Source organism: Marinomonas dokdonensis (assembly GCF_052747885.1).
Map to the genome: position 1 here is coordinate 136,357 of NZ_JBRAND010000006.1, position 7,294 is coordinate 143,650.

General features: G+C 46.8%; 6 protein-coding genes and 1 rRNA gene. 3 read left to right on the top strand and 4 right to left on the bottom strand.

Annotation, left to right across the window (positions count from 1 at the left end):
- Nucleotides 1-75: 75 nt before the first annotated feature.
- Entirely contained in the window at nt 76-1,809 is a 1,734-nt protein-coding gene (gene argS, locus ACUM5Y_RS14585) for an arginine--tRNA ligase (RefSeq protein WP_445977620.1), read from the bottom strand.
- Between the two features lie 161 nt (nt 1,810-1,970).
- Nucleotides 1,971-3,476, bottom strand: a complete 1,506-nt coding sequence (gene ilvA / locus ACUM5Y_RS14590) for a threonine ammonia-lyase, biosynthetic (RefSeq protein ID WP_445977621.1) — start codon at nt 3,474-3,476, stop codon at nt 1,971-1,973.
- A 269-nt stretch (nt 3,477-3,745) separates the two neighbouring features.
- Here ilvA and rpiA point away from each other — a divergent pair, with 269 nt between their 5' ends.
- On the top strand, nt 3,746-4,417 hold the full coding sequence (rpiA, locus tag ACUM5Y_RS14595; RefSeq protein WP_445977622.1) for a ribose-5-phosphate isomerase RpiA: 672 nt from the start codon (nt 3,746-3,748) through the stop codon (nt 4,415-4,417).
- Nucleotides 4,418-4,471: 54 nt separating this feature from the next.
- On the opposite strand, the gene ACUM5Y_RS14600 is transcribed toward rpiA, so the two are convergent.
- Nucleotides 4,472-5,440, bottom strand: coding sequence for a zinc transporter ZntB (locus tag ACUM5Y_RS14600; RefSeq protein WP_445977623.1), 969 nt, complete (start codon nt 5,438-5,440; stop codon nt 4,472-4,474).
- A gap of 152 nt (nt 5,441-5,592) precedes the next feature.
- On the opposite strand from ACUM5Y_RS14600, the gene ACUM5Y_RS14605 reads away from it, so the two are divergent.
- Together ACUM5Y_RS14605 and ACUM5Y_RS14610 are read left to right on the top strand one after the other, a co-directional pair.
- Nucleotides 5,593-6,552 (top strand): class 1 fructose-bisphosphatase, encoded by a 960-nt coding sequence (locus tag ACUM5Y_RS14605; protein ID WP_445977624.1) that lies wholly within the window; start codon nt 5,593-5,595, stop codon nt 6,550-6,552.
- Nucleotides 6,553-6,676: 124 nt separating this feature from the next.
- Nucleotides 6,677-6,940, top strand: a complete 264-nt coding sequence (locus ACUM5Y_RS14610) for a hypothetical protein (protein WP_445977625.1) — start codon at nt 6,677-6,679, stop codon at nt 6,938-6,940.
- A gap of 235 nt (nt 6,941-7,175) precedes the next feature.
- Here the strand turns inward: ACUM5Y_RS14610 and rrf are convergent.
- A 5S ribosomal RNA gene (gene rrf / locus ACUM5Y_RS14615) occupies nt 7,176-7,290 on the bottom strand.
- Nucleotides 7,291-7,294 lie beyond the last annotated feature (4 nt).

A 7,294-nucleotide genomic window follows, 5' to 3' on the forward strand; every position in this document is an offset into this window, starting at 1 on the left:
CATTCCATTAAGCAATAAAAACGCCGCTTGGGAAGATCCGGTCGCGGCGTTTGATAGAATATGATGAGCGAGTACTTACATACGCTCTAGCGTTTCGATACCAAGCAATGACAAACCTAACTGCAAAGTAGAAGCGGTATTCAACGCCAACTGCAAACGGCTATTTTTGATGTCATCTTCGGCATTTAGAATTGGGCAAGCTTCATAGAAAGTCATGAAAGTACCCGCCAATTCATACAAGTAGGCACACAAGAAGTGCGGCATACCATCATTAGCAACAGATTGAACAGCTTCTTCAAACTGACAAAGTTTCACCGCCAAAGCACGCTCTTGTTCAGTGTTGATATTAACCCCGCTTTCAAGAGCGCTCACATCGATTCCAGCACGTTTAGCAATACTGGCTACTCGTGAATAGGCATACAGCAAATATGGCGCTGTGTTGCCTTCAAAGCTCAGCATGCTGTCCCAGTTGAAAACATAATCACTGGTGCGGTTTTTCGAAAGATCTGCGTACTTAACCGAGGCGATCCCCACAACACGACCTATGTTGCGAAGCTCTTCTTCACTCATGTCTGGGTTCTTCTCTGCAACCAGTGTGTAAGCCCGTTGCTGTGCTTCGGTCAGCAGGTCAGAGAGTTTCGCCACCCCACCAGAACGGGTTTTAAACGGCTTACCATCACTGCCCATCACGGTGCCAAACGGCATGTGCTCAAGCATGGTTTGTTCTTTCACAAAGCCCGCTTTGCGAGATAGGGTGAAGATTTGTTGGAAATGCAGAGATTGGCGAGCATCCACAAAGTACAACACGCGGTCCGCACCAAGCGTATGCTGACGGAAGCGTACTGCCGCCAAATCCGTGGTGGCATATAAGAAACCGCCACCGGTTTTTTGTACGATCACTGGAGTAATTTCACCGTCTTTATTGGCAAATTCTTCCATAAAGACACACTTAGCACCAGCAGACTCTTGCAATAGACCTTGCTCTTCGAGCTCAGTCACAACATTTTGTAGATCATCGTTGTAGGCACTTTCTGGCATCACATGTTGACGCTCTAAAGAAACGCCTAGCATTTGATAGGTTTCTTCACAGTGGGTTAAAGAAATATTAATAAACTCATCCCACAGGGCCAAACATTCTTCATCACCAGACTGCAGCGCTACCACAAGCTCACGAGCACGTACGGCAAATTCAGCGTCATCATCAAAGCAAGTTTTCGCGGCACGATAGAAGGTTTCTAAATCCGACAGAGCCATGCTGATTTCAGTCTGCTCAGCACGCAGTCGTTCCATATAAGCCAACAACATACCAAACTGCGTGCCCCAGTCTCCCACATGGTTCTGACGTACCACACTATGACCAAGAAACTCTAAGGTACGCACAACGGCATCACCGATCACGGTTGAGCGTAGGTGACCCACGTGCATTTCTTTCGCAAGGTTAGGCGACGAGTAGTCAACAACAACGGTTTCAGGTGCCGCCACTTCTTCAATATGTAAACGCTCACTACTGCGCAAAGCTTTTATTTCACTACCTAACCAAGTGTCTTTAAGAAATATATTAATAAAACCAGGACCGGCAATTTCTACTTTCTCAGCCAAGTCCGATAGATCCAAATGCTCAAGCACCTTGGTGGCTAACTCTCGTGGGTTAGTCTTTAGCTGCTTGGCAACGCCCATTACACCATTCGCTTGGTAATCACCAAACTGCACTTTGGCAGACTGACGAACAACGGCAGGAGCAGTTTCAGGAGCGCCAGCAGCCACCATAGCGGCTTGAACACGTTGATTAAGTAGAGTTTGAATATTCACGAAAAACCTTTAATGATCGATTTTATGCACACGCTTTGTGCGGATTCAGAATCACACAACCCGCCCTCTAGATGCTAGACAGCGGGTTGATATGAAAGCGCTTAAATTGTCGCCATGATAACCGATTTTAGGTTATTTAGCGAAACTCAGCAGCCAAGTGTTTAGCCGAAAAACAGTTTACAAGCAGCGTTGTTGTTTTCATCTTGATAAGGATAGCCCAATTCATCCAAGTAGCGCGTTACATCGGTTTCTTCACCCACCGCCTGCAACCCAACCAGCACACGACCATAGGCATCACCATGGTTGCGATAATGGAACATGGAGATATTCCATTGCCCTCCCAAGGTATTTAGAAACTTCAGCAAAGCTCCTGGTCGTTCAGGGAATTCAAAGCTGTAGAGCAACTCACCTTTGTCACTGCGTAAATGCCCACCAATCATATGGCGTACATGAACTTTAGCCGTCTCATCATCGGTTAAATCGGTAATTGCATAGCTGCTCATATCATTGAGCAAATCTTGGCGACTGTTCGGGCTTCCGCCAAGTTGCACACCCACAAAAATGACGGCTTTCTGATCATCACCATAGCGATAATTAAACTCAGTAATACTGCGTCCTTCTAGCGCTTGGCAGAAATCACGGAAGCTACCAGGCGACTCAGGAATTTGCACAGCGATAATCGCTTCACGCTTCTCACCTAACTCAGCACGCTCAGACACATGGCGTAAGCGGTCAAAATTAACATTCGCGCCACTGTTGATCGCCACCAAGGTTTGGCCTTGCACACCTTCACGTTCAATGTATTTCTTTAAGCCCGCCAAAGCACAAGCCCCCGCAGGCTCAGTGATGGCACGAGTATCATCGTAAATGTCTTTAATGGCTGCACACATTTCATCGGTCGAAACCGTGATGACTTCGTCTACCGTGTCTTTCGCGATGCGGAAGGTGTTTTGACCAATTTCAGCCACTGCAACACCTTCAGCAAAAATGCCCACCTGCGCCAAACGAGTTGGCTCACCTTTTTCTAAGGCAATTTTTAAACAGGCCGCATCTGCAGGTTCTACACCAATCACTTTAATATCTGGGCGTAGGTATTTGATGTATGCCGCCACGCCTGCAATTAAGCCACCGCCGCCCACAGGCACAAAGACAGCATCTATGTCACCCTTATGCTGGCGGAGAATTTCCATGCCTATAGTGCCTTGTCCAGCAATGGTATCCAGATCATCAAATGGGTGAACGTACACCTGACCGGTTTGTTCCATGATTTCACGGGACTTGGCTGAAGCTTCGTCGAAGGCATCACCAAACAGCACCACCTCAGCACCGTGGTTACGTACCGCACTGACTTTTACCTCTGGCGTGGTCGCCGGCATGACAATAGTCGCTTGAATACCTAATTTTTTCGCCGCCAGTGCTAAACCTTGAGCATGGTTTCCTGCCGAGGCAGCAATGACACCACGAGCACGCTCTTCCTTACTTAACTGACAAATTTTGTTATATGCCCCACGAATTTTGAAGGAGAATACGGGCTGTAAATCTTCTCGCTTCAAAATAATCTCATTGCCGAATCGGTTAGATAACTGATTGGCACGAGACAGTGGTGTTTCTACCGCCACGTCATAAACGCGCGCCTGTAGAATTTTTTTGATTATGGTATGGGGCATAGTATTTCCTAAAAGTATATCGCGACTTTTGGACGACAAAACCTCGGTAATGGACGCCTAAAAGCCAGTATAAAAAAACCGAACATGAAATATACCCTCTCGGCTTTTATCAATCAAAGAGAGATGCCATAAAGCCGAAGATAAAGCCTTTATAGGGAGATTTTCTTACCTTTGCACGGCTAACAATCAACATTTGATCGGTCTATAATAGCCCCACCATCAGAGTGACTGTCTCACCATTACAAACATAATAAAGGCCACCCATAACCATGACTCAAGATGAACTTAAACAAGCCGTCGCCAAAGCGGCAGTGGAATACATTCTACCTATGCTAGAGAGCGACACCATTGTCGGTGTCGGCACAGGCTCTACTGCCAACTTATTCATTGATGAACTCGCTAAACACAAACACGATTTTGATGGCACAGTTGCCAGTTCAGAAGCGTCTAGCGAACGTCTAAAAAGCCATGGTATTCCTGTTTACGATCTAAACAGTGTTAGCAGTATTCGTGTTTATGTAGACGGTGCCGACGAGTCAAACGAGCACCTACGCCTTATTAAAGGCGGCGGTGCAGCGCTGACTCGTGAAAAAATCGTTACCGCCTGCAGTGACGAGTTTGTTTGTATCGCAGACGAGTCAAAACTAGTGAAAGTGTTAGGCGACTTTCCCCTACCTGTGGAAATTATCCCTATGGCCCGCGGCCATGTGGCAAGAGAACTGGTGAAATTGGGAGGAGACCCTGTACTAAGAGAAGGTACCGTGACAGACAATGGCAACCATATTTTAGATGTCTATAACCTAGATATACTCGACCCAGTTGCCCTAGAAACTAAGATCGATGGCATTGTCGGTGTGGTCACAAATGGCTTATTCGCCAAACGCCCTGCTGATGTATTGTTGCTGGCGACAAAAACTGGCATCAAGACCTTCAAGCGCTAAGCCGGTTATTATGGAGAGTAACAGGCCATCTTGCAGCCTGTTACTCTACTAAAATTAAAACCAGCGACTTTTGCGCATCAACACAAACTGCCCTATCCCCAGCATCACCAGCACAGCACAAAAGATCCAGAATGCAGAGGGGTTATCTGTTCCCGGCATACCGCCAATATTGATACCAAATAGCCCAGTTAAAAAGCCCAATGGCATAAAGATACCCGACAGGATAGAGAGCACGTACATACGTGCGTTCATCTTCTCTGAATGTAGGTTTACAAACTCTTCTTGTATCAACAAACAACGTTCACGCAGAGACTCAAGGCCCTCAACATAACGGGTAATATCGTTGGCCGCCTCTTGGATTTGAATGACTTGATCCCCCGACATCCAACTTCCCGCTTCCATAGATAATTTATGAATCGCTTCCTTTTGCGGCACAAGAAAGCGCCGTAAACGAATGGTCTCCAAACGGCGCTTCACCAAAGAGTCTCGCTGATTCGCCTCAATGCCTTCGCTGACACTTTCTTCCAGATCTCCAAGCTCATCCTCTAAAGAATGAATCACCCCCGCCATACGTGCGGTTAGTGTTTCCGCCAGAGTTGCGACAATGTCTGCCGTATTCGTAGGCCCTTCCCCTTTAGATAAGTCACGCACCACATCTTGAACTGACAACAAGCGGCGGCGACGAGTCGAAACAATAAAATGAGGCGTCACCCAAAAGCGCAAAGACACCATATCAGACGGATTAGAATTAGGGTTTAAATTCACCCCTCTTAAATTCACTAACAAGCCCTTGCCCATCTTCACCGTACGAGGACGAGTCTCTTCCGCGAATAGCGCTTCAACAACGGTCTCAGGTACACCTTCTAACTCAGACAACCAAGCTTCGCCCTCGGCTTCTAAACCATCCAAATGTACCCAACGGCTACCTTGCTCAGGCAGCACCTTCGGAAGATCTGTAGCCTTTAGCTCCTTAGCACCACCTAAACCATCTAATTCCAAGTGATAAACGACAAATTCTGACATCATGTTTCCTCAGTCACGCAATTCAGCAAGATTAGCTGAAAATAAGCCTTTCCCCTATTTATTTATCATCATTTAGCTCCCTTGGCTGACACCCAGATTAAGGGGTGGCATAATATTTTTAAATTAATCAAATAATAAGGACATGCCATACCATGCAAAACCTCTCTCAAGTGCTCGCACAAAGCTCTGCACCAGACTCTTTGAAAAGCGTTTTAGCCGTTACGACTGGTACTTGTATCGCCATCTCCGATGCACTCAAACAAGGCTCTCTAGCCGGTATCCTTGGTATGGCTGGTAATGAGAACGTACAGGGAGAGGAACAAAAGAAATTGGATGTCATTTCTAACGACATGCTTAAAGACGCCTTAATGGCCTGCCCTAGTGTTAGAGCAATCGCCTCAGAGGAAGAAGAAGATATCGTTGCCGCCAATACGGATGGTGAATACCTAATCGCCTTTGACCCGCTAGACGGCTCTTCCAACATAGATATCAATGCCATGGTAGGTACAATCTTTTCCATCTACCAGCAAACCGGCGACCATGCTGCAACAGAACAAGACTTCCTAATTGCCGGCAAACACCAAGTAGCCGCAGGCTATGTATTGTATGGTCCTTCTAGTATGTTGGTGTTAACCACAGGTGACGGCGTTAACATGTTTACCTACGACCCAACGAAGCAAAGCTTCATCCTAACCACTGAAAATGTTCAAGTAGCGCCAGAGACAAAAGAATTCGCCATCAACATGTCCAACCAACGCTTCTGGTCTGAAAACATGCAAAACTACGTAAAAGACCTAACCCTTGGCAAAGAAGGCCCTCGTGAGAAAGACTTCAACATGCGTTGGGTTGCCGCTATGGTTGGCGACGTACATCGCATCCTCTGCCGTGGTGGTATCTTCATCTACCCATGGGATAAAAAAGACCCTAGCAAGCCTGGCAAACTACGTCTAATGTACGAAGCCAACCCAATGGCCATGCTACTAGAGCAAGCGGGCGGCAAGGCCCACACCCACACACAGCGCATCCTAGATATTGAACCCACCGCCATACACCAACGCGTAGCCGTTGTACTGGGTGCCGCAAATGAAGTGGATAAGTGCCTAAGTTATTAACATTAAATAAATAACTGGCCGATTCACCCCACCAGTGGATAACCTAAAACGGAGCTAACAAGCTCCGTTTGTTTATGCCTGAAAATTTTCATTGTAGATTCGGCTTTAGGCGAAGGCGGAATTGATGGCTATCAAGCGCAATCATGTAATCCAGAGATTAACCCAAACAGCATCAGTAAACGTGGTTCCTGCGGAACCATTTCCGAATAAACAGGCTAATTCTGTAGGTGCGGCTTTAGCCGCTGGTGGAACTGATAACAATCAAGCGCAACATGTAATTCAAAGATTAGCCCTGACATCATCGGTAATCGTGGTTCCTGCGGAACCATTTCCGCATAAATGCGTACCTACAATTGGTCATCAGGATTTATTGGGGGATGTTGTTTAGAATTAGGGAAGGTTGTGGGCTTGCATTTACGCTGACGCGTCGAGGTACGAGACAGGCGCAAGTAAATGGAAAACCATAACCGATCCACCCACAATGCCCCAGAACGAAAAAACCCGCTCTGCATTAGCAGAACGGGTTTCTCTTAATTTTAAGCTAGACCACCTGCTCTCACATGCGTGTCTGCAATAAAAAACCCCACACAGCGTTGGCTATGTGGGGCTTCTCTTAATTTAAAGCTTGACGACGACCTACTCTCACATGGGATCTCCCACACTACCATCGGCGATGGCGCTTTTCACTTCTGAGTTCGGGATGGGATCAGGTGGTTCAACGCCTCTATGATCGTCAAGCAAT